This window comes from Arenibacter lacus (assembly GCF_008711145.1).
Classification (GTDB): Bacteria; Bacteroidota; Bacteroidia; order Flavobacteriales; family Flavobacteriaceae; genus Arenibacter; species Arenibacter amylolyticus.
The window spans coordinates 43,039-57,944 of the sequence record NZ_VVIN01000019.1 but is presented as its reverse complement, the minus strand read 5'-3'; the positions used below and the strand labels follow the sequence as shown (position 1 = coordinate 57,944).

General features: G+C 42.3%; 11 protein-coding genes and 1 other RNA gene. 7 read left to right on the top strand and 5 right to left on the bottom strand.

What is annotated here, in order from left to right:
• Positions 1 to 115: 115 nt before the first annotated feature.
• Positions 116 to 364 (top strand): CBU_0592 family membrane protein, encoded by a 249-nt coding sequence (locus F1E73_RS07960; RefSeq protein WP_150451611.1) that lies wholly within the window; start codon positions 116 to 118, stop codon positions 362 to 364.
• Between the two features lie 18 nt (positions 365 to 382).
• On the opposite strand, the gene F1E73_RS07955 is transcribed toward F1E73_RS07960, so the two are convergent.
• Complete coding sequence (locus tag F1E73_RS07955) at positions 383 to 979, bottom strand: TetR family transcriptional regulator (protein WP_150451610.1); 597 nt, start codon at positions 977 to 979, stop codon at positions 383 to 385.
• A 161-nt stretch (positions 980 to 1,140) separates the two neighbouring features.
• On the opposite strand from F1E73_RS07955, the gene F1E73_RS07950 reads away from it, so the two are divergent.
• From F1E73_RS07950 to F1E73_RS18050, 5 genes are all read left to right on the top strand, one after another.
• Entirely contained in the window at positions 1,141 to 4,275 is a 3,135-nt protein-coding gene (locus F1E73_RS07950; protein ID WP_150451609.1) for a SusC/RagA family TonB-linked outer membrane protein, read from the top strand.
• Between the two features lie 74 nt (positions 4,276 to 4,349).
• Positions 4,350 to 5,861: a SusD/RagB family nutrient-binding outer membrane lipoprotein gene (locus tag F1E73_RS07945; RefSeq protein ID WP_150451608.1), complete on the top strand. Its 1,512-nt coding sequence runs from the start codon at positions 4,350 to 4,352 to the stop codon at positions 5,859 to 5,861.
• A 24-nt stretch (positions 5,862 to 5,885) separates the two neighbouring features.
• Positions 5,886 to 6,710 carry a hypothetical protein gene (locus tag F1E73_RS07940; protein WP_150451607.1) on the top strand — a complete coding sequence of 275 codons (825 nt, stop codon included), beginning with the start codon at positions 5,886 to 5,888 and terminating at the stop codon, positions 6,708 to 6,710.
• 148 nt (positions 6,711 to 6,858) lie between these two features.
• On the top strand, positions 6,859 to 7,962 hold the full coding sequence (locus tag F1E73_RS07935; RefSeq protein WP_223883390.1) for an endonuclease/exonuclease/phosphatase family protein: 1,104 nt from the start codon (positions 6,859 to 6,861) through the stop codon (positions 7,960 to 7,962).
• Between the two features lie 380 nt (positions 7,963 to 8,342).
• Positions 8,343 to 9,014 carry a C40 family peptidase gene (locus F1E73_RS18050; RefSeq protein WP_150451606.1) on the top strand — a complete coding sequence of 224 codons (672 nt, stop codon included), beginning with the start codon at positions 8,343 to 8,345 and terminating at the stop codon, positions 9,012 to 9,014.
• A gap of 367 nt (positions 9,015 to 9,381) precedes the next feature.
• Here F1E73_RS18050 and ssrA read toward each other — a convergent pair.
• Positions 9,382 to 9,778, bottom strand: a transfer-messenger RNA (tmRNA) gene (ssrA, locus tag F1E73_RS07925).
• A 361-nt stretch (positions 9,779 to 10,139) separates the two neighbouring features.
• Here ssrA and F1E73_RS07920 point away from each other — a divergent pair.
• The gene (locus tag F1E73_RS07920; RefSeq protein WP_150451605.1) at positions 10,140 to 11,354 is read left to right on the top strand and encodes an NAD(P)-dependent oxidoreductase; all 1,215 of its coding nucleotides are present in this window, start codon (positions 10,140 to 10,142) and stop codon (positions 11,352 to 11,354) included.
• A 424-nt stretch (positions 11,355 to 11,778) separates the two neighbouring features.
• Here F1E73_RS07920 and F1E73_RS07915 read toward each other — a convergent pair whose 3' ends face one another.
• The 3 genes from F1E73_RS07915 to kdsA form a co-directional block, all read right to left on the bottom strand.
• Entirely contained in the window at positions 11,779 to 13,353 is a 1,575-nt protein-coding gene (locus F1E73_RS07915) for an FAD-binding oxidoreductase (RefSeq protein WP_150451604.1), read from the bottom strand.
• An 11-nt stretch (positions 13,354 to 13,364) separates the two neighbouring features.
• Positions 13,365 to 13,724 carry a hypothetical protein gene (locus tag F1E73_RS07910; RefSeq protein WP_086476312.1) on the bottom strand — a complete coding sequence of 120 codons (360 nt, stop codon included), beginning with the start codon at positions 13,722 to 13,724 and terminating at the stop codon, positions 13,365 to 13,367.
• A gap of 253 nt (positions 13,725 to 13,977) precedes the next feature.
• Entirely contained in the window at positions 13,978 to 14,799 is an 822-nt protein-coding gene (gene kdsA / locus F1E73_RS07905) for a 3-deoxy-8-phosphooctulonate synthase (RefSeq protein WP_086476311.1), read from the bottom strand.
• Positions 14,800 to 14,906 lie beyond the last annotated feature (107 nt).

The window sequence follows — 14,906 nt, the reverse complement described above, 5'->3', positions numbered from 1 at the left end:
ATGAATCAATGATTTATACCTAAGTACACTAAATGAGAACCTTATTGAGGTATTAGTATGAAGAGTAGGTTATTTATTAGACTTTCTTTCAGTTTGAAGTTAAAAACACCAACAATTGAACATATACGATTTCATAGGATGGACGGGCTTTCTACTTTTTATAGCCTCCTACTTTTTGCTGAGTGTGGGTAAGTTAAAAGCAGAAAGGATGCCTTATCATTTTATGAATGTGGGGGGTGGACTCTGTTTGGTTGTTTCTGCCTATGACACCCAATCATGGCCCAATTTATACACCAATCTTATTTGGATGCTAATTGGATTCTACGCAATTTTTCTGATTGTTCGAAAGAAAAAAAAGACCTAAGGCCATTACGTTACCTGCTTATTCCTTGAATCTTAAGATCTCGATGGCAGCATTCTTATATTTCTCTAACTTTCGTTGGTAGTCCGCATCAATGTCTACCAACGAAAGGTAATAATACGCACCCTCTACCAATATAAAAATAATATCCGCTGCTTCCCTCGGATTCTCCACATCTACCTCTCCAGCATCCTTAGCCTCTTGTATGGCCTTAGTTAAAAGAATCCTCAGCTCATCATGAAGCTCTTTGTACGCCGCTTTGATTTTTTCGTTTCTAAATACCAAAGTGAAACAGCCGTAGAAAACCCCATCGTCTACTAAATCGTTCCATTCCCTAGAGAACAGATTATTCACAATCTCCTTTAGGTGGGACTCTTTACTGTTTACTTCACTTTTGGTATTGTATAAAACCGAGTAGCGATCCATAATAAAATCGATCAACCCATAAATAAGTTCTTCCTTGGAACCAAAGTAATGAAGTATCAAACTGGTGTTAATTCCCATTTCCTTGGCCACTTTGGCCAAGGAGGCATTTTCGAGACCTTCTCTTTTCGATACGTTATAAAACGCAGCAATTATCTCTTTTTGTCGTACCTCTTTAAGGCTTTTTCTTCCCATATTACAATATTACATCATTCTGGTTAAACACAAAATTAACCTAAAAATAATTTATTGAATGATTGTTCAATCAATTTATTTTTCTACATTCGTATTTATGAAATTTTAACAAGGAATTAACCAATTCAGAAAACTAAAAGAAATCAACTTTAACGATCGTTATGAAAAAGATTCTAAAAAACTACCTGCCAAAAAACAAAAGGATTGCCCGCTACACTTGGGGATTTCTTATGTTTATAGGGTTTATTCAAATTGCTCAAGCCCAGGATATAAAGGTAACGGGTGTTATTACCGATGTGGATAACAATCAACCCCTGCCTGGAGCTAGTATTATTCAGAAAGGCACCGCTACTGGTGTGGTGTCCAATTTTGATGGTGAGTTTAGTATTACGGTACCTAGTACAGCAGTTTTAGAGATAAGCTATATTGGGTACACTACTCAGGCTATTCCTGTAAACAATAGGACTGTCATTGACGTTGCTTTGGAAGTGCAAGCCGCTGCCTTGGATGAGGTTGTGGTTACCGCGCTTGGAATTAAAAAGCAAGAGAAAGCCTTGGGCTATGCGGTTCAAGAGGTGCAGGGAGATATTTTAGAACGGGCTCCTGAAGGGAATGTGTTAAGTAACCTCACAGGGCAAGTTGCTGGTTTAACAGTTTTTAATAGCACAGAATTTTATGATACTCCCTCTATTAGTCTACGGGGAGAATCTCCATTGGTGGTCATAGATGGGGTGCCGGTCTCTACCGATTTTTGGAACGTTAGCCCCAATGACATCGAGAGTATTACCGTATTAAAAGGTGCTACTGCCTCCGCATTATACGGCTCCAAAGGGTCTGGCGGTGCTATAATGATCACCACCAAAAAGGGCGCTACCGGAAAAGTAAGCGTTAATATTAATTCTGCTACGATGTATAAGGCGGGCTATGTGGCAATTCCAAAGCCTCAATCGGTATATGGAACGGGAGATAATGGCCAATACCGGTACGGCGATGGTGCAGGAGGTGGTGTAAATGATGCAGCCACCTATGTATGGGGGCCTAGAATGGATGTTCGCGATCCTTCAACTCCTAGCGGATGGAAAGAAATTGCGCAGTGGGATAGCCCCATCGACCCTGTAACAGGTGAGCGAATCCCTACACCATGGGTGTCTAGAGGAAAGAATAACCTTAAAAACTTTTTGGGGTCGGAGTATATCACCACCAATAATATAAATGTATCCCAAAGCGGGGAAAAGGGTTCTTTTAGGGTGTCTGCTACGCATGTTTACCAAAAAGGACAGGTTCCCAATACCCAGTTAAACAATGCTACTTTTAATTTGGGGGGAACGTTGGAAATTTCCGATAGACTTAATGTGGATGCGTCTTTAACCTACAACAAACAATACTCCCCAAATATACCGACTTCTGGATATACGGGGAATGGGTATGTTTACAACCTTTTGGTATGGTCCGGAACGGATTTTGATATTCGCGATTTTAAGGATTACTGGCTTACCAAAGATGTACAGCAGAAATATTATCAATATACCTCTTTCTACAACAACCCATACTTTTTAGCACATGAAAACCTACAAGGGTACTACCAAGATGGCTCCTATGGGTATATGACATTGAATTACGATATTATGGAGGGATTAACCTTAACCAGCCGTACCGGTCTAAACTCCCGTAGTGTACAACGTACGGTTAATTTCCCCATCAGTCAAGGTCAAGGTAAGGGAGGGTATTCAGAATCTAGTAATTATGATTTTACGGTAAACTCCGATCTATTATTAAACTACGACAAGGAAATTACCCCAGATTTAGACCTGAATGCTTTTGTGGGAGGAACCCTAAATTATAATATGTATAAAAGTCTTTCTGCTAGTACGGACGGACTGAACGTTCCAGGATTCTACTCCCTTTCCAATTCCGCCAATCCCGTGGGCGCTTCTAATTACCTTAGGGAAAAGCAATTGAACAGTGTTTATGGAAAGTTTAGTCTTGCCTATAAAAGCGGACTCTTTTTAGATCTAACTGGTCGTAACGATTGGTCATCGGCCCTGCCAGAAGAAACCCGATCGTATTTTTATCCTTCTGCGGCCTTTAGTGGTGTAATTTCGGAATTTGTAAATATGCCCGAAGCAATTTCTTTTGCAAAACTTCGTGCTTCCTGGACCCTTTCCAAAAAGGATATAGACCCCTATAGTATCCGTCCGGTTTACTCTGTAAACTCGGATGTTTGGGCAGGACAGAGTACCGCTTCCTATCCAGGGTCTATCCGTGGATCCAATTTAAAGCCCGAAGAAAATAGAACGTATGAGTTTGGTGCCGATTTGCGCTTTTTTAAGAGTAGATTAAAACTAGACATGGCTTACTATAATACTTTAAACTATAACTTCATTACCAATGCTGCAGTATCCGATGCTTCCGGTTTTAGTAGTAAAACCACTAATACGGACGAGCAATATGAAAAGAAGGGCTACGAATTAACCCTAGGGGCGCAAATTATAAAAAAGGAACACTTTGCCTGGGATACGCAGGTTAACGGATCTGTATACCACTGGTATTGGAAACAATTGGATCCTGACTTTTCCCCTCAAAAGGCGTGGGTATATCCCGGAGCGAGAACAGATTATATTGTTGCGTACGACTGGGAAAGAGATCCCAATGGAAATGTAATACACAGCAATGGATTTCCGGTGCGTAGCGACTATGAAAGTGCACTAGGCCATTCCGAACCTAATTTTGTGTGGGGATGGAACAACACTATTAGATATAACAGGTTTAGTCTTTCCTTTTCCTTTGATGGAAGAATTGGAGGGGATATGTATTCCAGAACCAATCAGGCAATGTGGAATTCCGGTTCCCATCCAGAATCTGTAAATCAGTATAGGGAAGCGGCCGCCAATGGTATCAATACCTACGTAGGAGATGGAGTGATCGTTACCAGTGGGGAGGTCACTAGGGATGAAAAAGGGAACATAACCAATGATACCCGAGTATTTGCTCCCAATGCGACCGAAGTAAGCTATATCACCTACATGAAAAGGTACAACCCCTATATTGGGAACCTTTCCTCACAAAATATTTTCGATCAGACCTTTGTAAAACTTAGGGAAGCTACCCTAAACTTTAATGTGCCAGAGCATATTTGCGAACAAATAGGAGCCTCAACTGCAAGTTTTGGTCTTGTGGGCAGAAATCTTTGGCTGTGGACCAAAGAAGTAAAACATGTGGATCCGGATTGGGGTGCAGATAATCTCTCTTCGGCCTCACATAGGAATATTGGCTTTAACCTTAAACTTTCATTCTAACCATTTCAAACTATAGGTTTCTTACTTGGCCCGAGGGTAGGGTAGGAAGCCATAAAAAAATAAAATATAAACAGATGAAAACATATAAAATAACAGCAGTTTTGATGTTCTTTTTGATTTTAGGTTCCTGTACCCAGAATTTTGAGGATATCAATCAAAACCCCAATAGTCCGGAAGATGTAGTACCCAGTATGCTATTGACGAATATTATCCTAAGCACTGCACAGCCCTCTTATGGAAAGAACTTCTTTAATTCTGCCTTGGTATCTCGTCAAATTGTTTGGACGGAAACCATAGAGTCTTACCAATACTACCATTTTGATCGGTCTAGTTTTTACGCTTATGGGTCTATGCGAAATGTGCAGAAAATGGTGCAGGAAGCAGAACGAACTGAAGAGCCCGCATATTTGGCACTGGCCCACTTTTTTAATGCATGGTTTGCTTTTGATATGACTATGGTCTTTGGAGATGTTCCTTTTACCGATGCCATAAAAGGGGAAACCGAAGGAGCGTATTTTCCAAAGTATGATACCCAAGAAGAAGTCTTTGTGGGTATTTTGGATCAATTGGAGCAGGCCAATCAATTGCTAGCCAATACCGAGGGTGAATTGCAAGGGGATATCATATATGGCGGCAATTTAGATTCATGGAGAAAGGTGGTAAACACCTTCGCCCTAAAAGTATTGATCAATCTATCCAACAGGGAAGGGGCAAGCAGTATCAATATTGCACAGAAGTTTAAACAGATTGTGGAAAACCCCAGTCAATATCCCATATTCACCTCTAACGAAGATAATATGCAGCTGGTTTTTAGTGATAAAGGGGGCGAGCGGTATCCATTTTGGAACAGCAGCCATAAGCCTTACCCCAATATGGACGAAATGCTGGTGGAATTTTTAAAGGAAAGACAGGATAAGCGTTTATTTTACTATGCTGCTCCTACAGGAAATGCCGTTAGTCAAGGTTTGGCAACCAATGATTTTGACGCTTATGAAGGGGCGGACGGAACGGCTGAGTTTAATGATATTGTAGCTCAAGAGGCGGCAAAGGATCTTTCCAGGATCCACGAAAGATATTATACGGATTTTAATGCAGAACCCTATGTAAGTTTAGGGTTTGTAGAACTCCAATTTAATTTGGCCGAGGCAGCTTATCGCGGTTGGATTAGTGGCGATGCAGAGAATTATTACAATGCAGGTATCCGTGCATCCATGGAATTTTTAAGAAGTCATGCAAGGAGCTACCCAGATGTAAGCATGGATGATAACTATATAACTACTTACCTGCAAGGGGAAGCGGTAGCCTACAATGCAGCAGAAGGGCTAGAGCAGATTATCACTCAAAAATTTATTGCTAGTTTCTTAAATTCTGGTTGGAGCAATTACTATAACTATCGTCGCACAGGCTTTCCAGCCTTAAAGGTGAATCCGGCTACTTCCCTAAATAAAGGCAATGAGAGTAGTATCCCGCTACGATGGAGGTATCCGCAAAAAGAAGTGGACTATAATACTGAAAATGTAGAGGAAGCCATTAAGAGGCAATATGGAGATGATGATATCAATGGTAGAATGTGGTTACTTAATTAAACTTAAAATCTAAAATCAAACCTTATGAAAACATATCACATTTTTAAATATACCCTTGTACTGCTAGCGTTCTTCTTATTGTCCTGTGATTCTCAAGAGGAGCAAGAAGACATCTTCGTCTATTTCAGTAAATCCGAATTAACCCTAAAACCAGGTAGTGAAAATGCCGTAGAAATACCTGTCAATGTTTTTTCTACCTCAGAAATCCATGATGATATTAATATCTCCTATACTTTGGAGGGAGAGGGAGCTAGTCAAGTAGAGGATCTAACCGGGGGCGCTATCGCTATAAAAAAAGGCTTCAAGGCTTATACCACCTATATTAAATTGGCAGCCGTGAGCGATGAGGATGCAGAGGGCGATACGGCTGTGCAAATAAAGTTGCATAGTGATCATCCCAAAGTGATAATGGGGCTTGGAAATGAGAGTAAAAACAATTCCCTACAATTGACGGTGGTAAATGAAAATGCTTCTTGCCTTGCTAGCTTATGGAAAGGATCTGTTGTTTGTAGAGATGATATCTACCCTAGCTATAGTCCTTCTAGCTGTTCGGGAGAAGTGGTTGGGGAAGATTGTCAAAAATTAAGAATTGAGTTTGACTTTTGGGCAGATGCCAACCTACCTACGGTTTTGGACCTAGAATTAAGTGCTGTGAATACCGGTACAAATACCGGTACGGTAACCTTACTGGAAGATTATAATGTAGAAGGAAGTGGTTATAACATTACTTTTTACAAAGGCGATGCAGGGACCTATGATGTGGAATCTGGGGAACTGAATCTTGTTCTTGGCTTTTCAGGATATGATATCGGAGGAGATGGGAAATACAGATTTACCATTAAAAAATAAGAAAACTGTACTGGGATGCGCCAAAAGCTGCATTTTGGCGCCTCTTAATGGATTTAATAGTAACAAATCCAAAAAATTATAGGTTGGTTAATTTTGGAAGGTAGGGGGAGTAGCTCCTCCTGCCTTTTTTATGGACAATATTTGTAAAATGATGAAACGATATTTATTTAACTATATCCTAATTGCCTCACTTGTCTTCCTAGGATGTAACCCCAAGACCAAGAACAATGAAGAAACGATGGTGAATTCTAAGATGGATTCCGTCTCCGAGGCTTCTTTTAATGGCGAGTTAAGGGTGCTTCAATTTAATATTTGGCAGGAGGGTAATGAAGTGCCAGGCGGGTTTGATGCAATTGTAGACGAAATCTTGAATACCAAAGCGGATTTAGTTGCCTTAAGTGAAGTGAGAAATTATAACGATCGGAGTCTTGCAAAGAGATTGGTAGATGCCTTGGAAGAAAAAGGACAGGTGTATTACTCCCAACACAGCGAGGATTCGGGTATTATCTCTAGGTTTCCCATCCTTTTCCAAGAAGCGCTATATCCGCTAAAGGATGATAGAGGAACCATTACCAAGGCCTTGATTGATGTGGCCGGTACTTCCGTAGCATTTTATAGTGCTCATTTGGATTATACCCATTATGCATGTTACCTCCCAAGAGGATATGATGGCATTAACTGGGGCAAGTTGTCCGAACCCGTGTTGAACGTAGAAAAAATATTGGAACAGAACCTTGCCTCCCAACGGGATGAGGCCGTTGCCCTCTTTGTGGAAGATGCCATGAAGGAAAAAGAAAAAGGCAATTTGGTGATTTTGGGGGGCGATTTTAACGAGCCGTCCCATTTGGATTGGGGAGACGATACTAAGGATTTGTTCGATCACAATGGGGTGGTAGTTCCTTGGCAAAATAGTATCACTCTTTATAACAATGGATTGGTAGACGCTTATCGTGTAAAATATCCAAATCCCGTGACACACCCAGGGATTACCTGGCCTGCCAACAACACTCTGGTTGAAGTGGATAAATTGGCATGGACTCTCGAGGCCGATGATAGGGACCGAATAGATTTTATATACTACTACCCCGATCAGGGGTTGGACCTTAAGGAGGTGTCTTTGCTAGGGCCGGTAGGCAGTATTGCTTATGGGAAAAGAGTCCCTACCAATCCTGGGGAAGATGTAATTAAGGAACCAAAAGGAATTTGGCCTTCGGATCATAAAGGGGTTTTGGCTGTATTCCAAGTTAATTGAGCAAGGAGAGGTGCTACTATGGAATGCTTTATTCGGCCTAAGTTGGGCTAAAAGAATCCAGGAGCAAAACTTCGTAAAGCGTATTTTTTTTCTTAAATTTAGGGATCCCTCCCTTTTTTATTAATCCAAACTTTAAGGTATATGCCCGCATGTACCAATAGGTTGCTGGGGTATTCCAAATAAAAAGTTCGATTTCTTGCTGTCAGCCTAATTGTTAGCGGTATGGTATTTCGGTATTTTACTTTTTAAGAACACCAAGGGACCTATAAGTACTGCGCTACCTTTTTGGGATATGCCTCCCAAAAATTCTGACAATAGGATTGGATGGATTCAAAACGGAACATACATTCCTTCTATACCCCATCTATAATTAAAACGATATGAAAAACTTAATCGAAATATTGTCTCAGGAAATAGGTGTCAAGGAAGTTAAGGGAGCAAAGGCTAATACTCAAATTCTGAAGTATGCCAAGGACTGTGGATTTAAGGAGTACACTTCAGACGAAACGGCCTGGTGTAGTTTGTTCGCGAATTGGGTAGCCCTCCAAGCCGGATTGGAACGGTCCAAGAGGTTGGATGCCCGTTCCTGGTTAAATGTAGGCACCCCTATTGACAATCCGGAACCAGGGGATGTTGTGGTCTTTTGGAGGGAGTCTAGGAATTCATGGAAAGGGCATGTAGGATTTTATACGGGCTTTTCGCACGATAAGCAGCGAGTTTATTGCTTGGGGGGTAACCAAGGAAACCAGGTGTCTTTGAGTGCCTACCCCGCAGAGAGAATCCTTCAATTTAGACGGTTGCGCAGTGTATCGGTTCCCAATTTCAGTAGTAGGAACATCAAAATAGGTGACAGCGGGGAGGATGTGGCAAAGCTGCAGGACGCTTTAAAACAGTTGGGGTATAATTGTGGTACTTCAGACGGTATTTTTGGTCCAATGACGGAGCGCTGCCTTAAGGATTTTCAGTCCAGCAACAAGGAACTTCAAAGGAATGGAGTGATGGATAAGGCAACCAGGGAATATTTAGTTGAAATTATAAAAAATAGAAACTAGTAGTTTAATTTCTAGCCGCTATACCTAGCAAAAAGATACCGAAGATTTTTATTAATCCTACCCATCCCATATAGTGGTAGGTTAGGACAGGAGCTGATGCGTTGGCCTTCGAATCCCGAGGGGGAAACGAAACCGCCGTTAGTAGGTTCACGAATACCGATAAAAAAACAACATAAAAAGTAATGAGTAAAAAACCACCCGTAGGTGGTTTTTTGAAGTGGAGCCGGAGGATTGCATATCCCCAGTAGCTTCTGATCTGCAAGTACAACTGCCTGACTTAGAAAGTCAGGTGTCTAAAAACATAAAAACCCAATCAAGTAAACTTGTTGGGTTTTTATGTTTTGATCCACAACGCAGTTGTGGGTGATTGTGGAGCCGGAGGGATTCGAACCCTCGTCCAAACAAGCAATTAAAAAGCTTTCTACATGCGTAGTTCCTACTTAATTTTCGATGTGCACCTGACTAGGAACCGCCTAATACACACTTAGCTTCTTAAGTTTTGGTGATAGTGCCGAAGCCTCACTACCCTTGTGTTGACTTTGCTGGTGCTTCTGAAAGGGACGCCGTCAACAAGGGCTTCCCAGAAACATCTCGCTTCCCTACCTTGTAGGGACGAGGCTAATCCTACTATGATTCAGATTAAGCGGCAAGAGCGTAATTATTTTCGCCAATTAAAAGTGTGGAAAATGAGATTTACGAGCTGTAGCCCAGCGCTCGGCATGCTTACATTCCAATTGGTCTCGCTGTCAAAACCAGTCGGCCCCTTCAATGAGATTCGTACGCCTTGGCGTACCTTTTTATCGGAACCCTGCACCAAATTAATGCATGGGTCGTTCCAATTCTCATGATATTTATCAAAGAACAAATGACCGGTACCATTCCAATGGCCATTTGGGCGTTTCCCTTCGCTAGAATATACACAATCTTTAGCGACTTTGCAACCTATGCTCCGGGTCGGGCTTTCGGCAGTACAAGCCTGCTTTCGGCAGGCAGGGTACTCGCCTCTATCCCTAACGCGGCTGCAAATATAGTGCAAAAACTATTCCTAAAAAAATTTTGACCTCAGCACCTTAAATGTTATATTTACAACGAATCTCCTTTCAGGAGTTATAAAACTATGATTTGATGAAGTTTGGAATAATTAAAGAGCGAAAAAGTCCTCCCGATAGAAGGGCGGTTTTTTCTCCTGAAACCTGTAAAAAATTATTGGCCAAATATGAAGAGGCCCAACTTGTTGTAGAGCCATCGCCCCTTAGAGCGTTTACAGACGCAGAATATAAGGATGCCGGAATAGAGGTAGCCGATGCAATGGAAGAGTGCGACGTACTTTTAGGGGTAAAAGAAGTGCCCATCCAAAGTTTAATCCCCAACAAAAAATACATTTTCTTTTCCCATACCATTAAAAAACAACCCTATAATAGGGCCTTGTTACAAGCCATTCTGGCAAAGAACATTGAGCTGTACGATCACGAGGTGTTTACCGGTGATAAGGGACAGCGGTTGGTAGCCTTTGGGAAATATGCAGGCATTGTTGGTGCCTATAATGGCATTAGGGCGTATGGACTTAAATTTGACCTGTACCAGCTGCCAAAAGCAGAAACCCTAAAAGACCAAAAGGAGCTGATTGAAGCCTTGAATAGCATTGAGCTTCCCAATATTAAAATCCTACTGACCGGTAGGGGAAGGGTTGGTAATGGAGCGGAAGAAATGCTGAAAGCCATGCAGCTTAAAAAGGTAAATGCCACGGATTTTCTCAGTAAGGAGTTTAATCAACCCGTCTATTGCCAAATAGATGCTTCAAAATATAACAAAAGAACGGATGGCAAGCTGGGGAGTAGGCTCGACTTCTTTGAGAATCCGACCGAGTATAAGTCCAATTTCTTTCGCTTTGCCAGGGTAACCGATTTGTATATAGCCGGACATTTTTATGATGAAGATGCCCCCTATCTCTATACCCGTGATGATGTGGCGAAAGACGACTTTAATATAAAAGTAGTAGCCGATATCAGCTGTGATATTGATGGCCCCATAGCTACTACCATACGGGCGAGTACCATTGAAGATCCTATTTATGGATACGATCCCAAAACTGGGACCGAAGTCGATTTTAAGGATCCAAATGCCATCGCGGTGATGGCGGTAGATAACCTGCCATGCGAATTGCCTAGGGATGCCACCGAGGGCTTTGGGAAGGCATTTCTCAAAAATATTATTCCCGCCTTCTTTAATGGGGACGAGGACGGAATCCTAGAACGGGCACGGATGACCAAAAACGGAAAACTCACCCAAAGGTATGCCTATCTCCAAGATTATGTGGAACCTGTGATCAGTAGTCAGTAATCGGTGAGCAGTGAGTAGTTTTTTTCAGTGATCAATTACTTCAGTAATCAGTAGTCAGGTGTCAGTAGTAGGTAAATAGGATTGGAATTTAGATACACTTTTTACCTATCACACACTGCAAGGAATTAGCAAAAGCTCCTCCCTTTAGAAAATGGGAGGTGGTTTGCCTGAAGGAGCAAAGCGGAGGGATTTTTGATAGTATTTAATACAAAGTATGGAATAATGAGAGGGGCTCAGTTGCTAGTTGGCAGTATGTTGCGTCCCTGATAGAAATTGAACTTCTTATGAATCACTTTACCCTATAACTTCATAACCTCTTAACCAAATACCCATCTTGGTAGAATTGAATGGCCCCGCGATTTATCGCGGGGATTTGGGGGTTTATATAGGCAAGGGCTTTAGCCAAAGCTATAAAACTTTAAAGCTATACAATGGCACCATGGACTTTATCCAAGCCGCATTGTTGTAAGAATCCACTGTTAAAAACCTGCATGGTGGCAGGATTCAATAAACTGTTGCGGGCATCTATCCAAGCATCTACTTGTGAGCTGCCGTACATTTGTTTTAGTCGCGTCTCGTTTAAATTAAAATTGATCTTTCCCCAATGCAAGGTATAGGGAATCTGTTCCTGTTCCAATTTCTTCCATACCGCCTGGTAGTAGTCCCGTGCGGATTGACCGTCTACGCCGTCCATTTCCAAAACGCAGGTTTTTGGGAACTTGGTAAAGCCCAGTGTAGCCTTAGTACCGTTCACATAGCGTAGGGAAAGTCCGCCAGGAAAGGGCTTTTGCTTATTTACCTCCACCAACAGTTCTACTGCCCGTGGGGCATCGGCAATGTCTATGGCCATAGCTGCACTGGCCACCTTACCTCTAAATTTTGTGTAATTAAAAATTTCCCTAACGGTCCCTATACGGGGTGGCTCTGGTTTAAATGCTAATCCAAACATCAAATTCACCATCGCGGGAATGGCCAATCCAGACCCGGGTAGCTTATCTAATACCGTTGAAATAATCCCTAACAGGTCGTCCCCATAGGTGAAATCGTTTCCCCTTTGCAAGGGAGTGTGGGGGAGTTGAAAAGGTTTTTTAAACATATATTTTATAAAGGCCCCCTTGTCCGGATTGTTGGTTTCAAAATTGTGAATATTGAACAATACCTCAAAATGATACATTTCCCCATGCTGTCCCACACCCGGTAGGTTCAGCCCTGAGAAGTTTAAGGTGCTCATGGCTGTCTTAAGGGCGCTGTTATAGGGTAAATTCCCTATTCTATGTTCTGTAAGCAGAAACTGTGGTTCGGTCTCTATTAGTACCCCGTGGATAAATCCAAAACTGCCAAAGCTCACCAATGCCGCGTTAAACAGGGCGTCGTCCTGAACCAATTCCGCATCCAGCCAATTTACAAATTGTGGGGAGGCCACGGGATAGGAGGCTCGTTCTAACCAAATATGTTTGTTAGCCCCCGTAATTATATGAAGTCCTACTACAAAATCGGGCACCGCTCCCACATTAAAGGCAGCCCCATGGGTGCAGGTAGACAGGGCACCGGCTATGGTCTGTCCGTTACTTGCTCCAGACGCTTTTAGGGAGCGTTGTGGATTCTTGGAGGTTAGGCGGGTGTTAATCTCGTGAATAATGGCGCCGCATTGTAAAAAGTAAAGGTCTTCAGGCTTTTTAGCATAGCTTGGGTTCACATAATTGGTAGAAATAGGGAAGGAAAAGTTTAGGCCGGCGGTATCTATCAATCCACCTTCTGTAACTCCTACTTTTGTAAAGGACCAGCCGCTGCCCATGGCCCTAATTTTGTGATTTTTGGCAATCGCATTTTCAATCAACCACTGAAAATTCCTGGTCGTGGCCAAGTATCGTTCCCTATAGGTGGCCGCTGGGGGATTCCAAAGCTTAAAGGAGGTATTTGGTACTAGGTTATGGGTGAAATTCTGGTGCTTGTTGGACCATTGTTGTATGGGAAGTGGATCTATTCCTGTAGGAGTCATTTTGTGGGTGTTTAGTTATCCATATTACCATCACCATCGGTGGGTCTTGCGCATCCATAAGTGACGGTACGGTGATTTACGATGCCCAGTGTGATGGAGCTTAGTAGGAAGTCCGTAAAAGATGTCTTGACTACCACCCAGGAAAGGGCCCCTTCTCGGCAGGGGCAAGGGTTGCCAGCTACCTCGGGATTGGCATCGACCCTTTTTTGCTTTAAACCCCAGTAGTAGCTCCAGCTCGATTCTTTTCTGCATTCCAAGTTTTCCACGCTATCCTGGTAGGGACTTGCCTCTACCCGGGTGCTAACACAGGACGTGCTAATCACCATACTTAGAACCATAAAAATAATACAAGGGATATGGATAGTCTTCATAAGCTTCCGTTGTTAAAGTCGCATGCACCTTTTATTGGGGATTGCAATAGTCAGCTAGGCACCATGGTCTCTTTAAGTTAAGGAATTTAGATTATTCTGGAGTGCTGGTTGTATGGATGGATGGGGAAACCGTATAAATGGTAGAAATGTAGGGGGAGAGGGGTGAAAATTAATAGCCCTATTGCCATTATTATAGGCAATAGGGCTATGAGATAAGTCCTAGGCTTGTAGTCTAATAATAAGCCAAGGAAATTTATTTCAATTCGTTCACTGTTTTCCGAAGGGCCACTAGGTTGGTCAGCAACTTTTCCAAATGATCCAAGTGCAACATATTAGCACCATCACTCTTGGCAGAAGCGGGATCAAAATGGGTTTCCATAAAAATTCCGTCTACCCCAGTAGCAATTCCAGCTCTAGAAATGGTTTCTATCATATCTGGTCTTCCCCCAGTTACCCCTGAAGCCTGATTGGGCTGTTGTAGGGAGTGGGTTACATCCAATACCACGGGTGCAAATTGTTTCATGGTGGGTATGCCGCGGAAGTCTACAATCATGTCCTGATACCCAAACATGGTACCCCTATCGGTCACCATAACCTGACTATTGTTACTGTCCAGTACCTTTTGTGCGGCATGCTTCATGCTTTCCGGACTCATAAACTGTCCCTTTTTAAGGTTGATGGTCTTTCCAGTCTCAGCGGCGGCAACCACCAAATCTGTCTGTCGTACCAAAAAAGCGGGAATCTGAAGAATGTCTACATATTCTGCTGCCATATGGGCATCGGATACTTCATGGATATCCGTAATGGTGGGCACTTTAAAGGTTTCGGAAACTTTTCTAAGAATCTTTAATGCCTTCTCATCGCCTATGCCCGTAAAAGAATCTACCCTACTACGGTTAGCTTTCTTAAAACTCCCCTTAAAAACATAGGGTATTTTTAGTTTATCGGTAATGCTCACCACCTGCTCTGCAATTCGCATGGCCATATCTTCCCCTTCAATGGCACAGGGGCCGCAGAGAAGGAAAAAATTATTGCTTTGGTGGTGTTTTATTTGTGGTATTAACGCTAAATCCATCAGTTATTATTTTGTTGCAAAGATAGGGATTTGATTGCGTTATTTATTCCAAATTCGCCCGGATCGCATTGGAGTGAGAAATGCAGTGGTCTCCTAGGTCTTTTTTA

Excerpts from the sequence above, each read along its gene's own strand:
- F1E73_RS07955 (WP_150451610.1), bottom strand. The coding sequence starts at position 979 with ATGGGAAGAAAAAGCCTTAAAGAGGTACGACAAAAAGAGATAATTGCT.
- F1E73_RS07950 (WP_150451609.1), top strand. The coding sequence starts at position 1,141 with ATGAAAAAGATTCTAAAAAACTACCTGCCAAAAAACAAAAGGATTGCC.
- F1E73_RS07945 (WP_150451608.1), top strand. The coding sequence starts at position 4,350 with ATGAAAACATATAAAATAACAGCAGTTTTGATGTTCTTTTTGATTTTA.
- F1E73_RS07940 (WP_150451607.1), top strand. The coding sequence starts at position 5,886 with ATGAAAACATATCACATTTTTAAATATACCCTTGTACTGCTAGCGTTC.
- F1E73_RS07935 (WP_223883390.1), top strand. The coding sequence starts at position 6,859 with ATGATGAAACGATATTTATTTAACTATATCCTAATTGCCTCACTTGTC.
- F1E73_RS18050 (WP_150451606.1), top strand. The coding sequence starts at position 8,343 with ATGAAAAACTTAATCGAAATATTGTCTCAGGAAATAGGTGTCAAGGAA.
- F1E73_RS07920 (WP_150451605.1), top strand. The coding sequence starts at position 10,140 with ATGAAGTTTGGAATAATTAAAGAGCGAAAAAGTCCTCCCGATAGAAGG.
- F1E73_RS07915 (WP_150451604.1), bottom strand. The coding sequence starts at position 13,353 with ATGACTCCTACAGGAATAGATCCACTTCCCATACAACAATGGTCCAAC.
- F1E73_RS07910 (WP_086476312.1), bottom strand. The coding sequence starts at position 13,724 with ATGAAGACTATCCATATCCCTTGTATTATTTTTATGGTTCTAAGTATG.
- kdsA (WP_086476311.1), bottom strand. The coding sequence starts at position 14,799 with ATGGATTTAGCGTTAATACCACAAATAAAACACCACCAAAGCAATAAT.